Origin of the sequence: Pseudomonas fuscovaginae SE-1 (genome assembly GCF_000364705.1) — a bacterium.
GTDB classification, from domain to species: domain Bacteria; phylum Pseudomonadota; class Gammaproteobacteria; order Pseudomonadales; family Pseudomonadaceae; genus Aquipseudomonas; species Aquipseudomonas fuscovaginae_A.
Window position 1 is genome coordinate 1 of sequence record NZ_AQOH01000368.1, and the last position, 653, is coordinate 653.

At 67.1% G+C, this 653-nt stretch carries 2 pseudogenes; one reads left to right on the top strand and one right to left on the bottom strand.

From position 1 onward, the window contains the following. Positions 1 to 212, top strand: a pseudogene (locus K675_RS31580) (pirin family protein); the annotation flags it as partial. 214 nt (positions 213 to 426) lie between these two features. Here the strand turns inward: K675_RS31580 and K675_RS31585 are convergent. After that, positions 427 to 653, bottom strand: a pseudogene (locus tag K675_RS31585) (alpha-D-glucose phosphate-specific phosphoglucomutase); the annotation flags it as partial.

Consider the following 653-nt stretch of genomic DNA (forward strand, 5'->3'; position numbering starts at 1 on the left):
CGCGGCTGGTGGCGGCCAACCTGAAAGCCGGCGAAAGCGCCGAGTACCGCCTGGGCAGCGATCGTCGCGCCTACCTGGTGCCGGCCACCGGGGTGATCGAGGTCAATGGTCTGCGGGCCGAAGCCCGTGATGGGGTGGCCGTGGCCGAGGAAGAGGTGCTGCGGGTGACCGCCGTGGAGGACAGCGAGATCATCCTGGTGGATGTGGCTTGAGCTGGAGCCGTGGCGAGCGGGCTTGCCCGCGCTGGGGGCAAAGCCCCCTGAAACCTGGGCACTCGATACATCAGTTGAACCGGGGAGTCAGGGTTTGGGGTGCCTTGCACCCCGGCGCGGGCAAGCCCGCTCGCCACAGCAGACCTCCTCCCTCCCTCAGCCTCAGCCTCAGCCTCAGCCTCAGCCTCAGCCTCAGCCTCAGCCTCAGCAATCATCAGGCCGGGGAAATCGCCCCGTCCACCAGCACCTGCGCCTCTTCCACCAGGCGCTTGAGGTGATCGTCGCCGATGAAGCTCTCGGCATAGATCTTGTAGATATCCTCGGTACCCGATGGCCGCGCGGCGAACCAGCCGTTCTCGGTCATGACTTTCAGGCCGCCAATGGCCTGCTCGTTGCCTGGCGCATGGCTGAGGACCTGCCGGATCGGCTCCCCCCCCCACT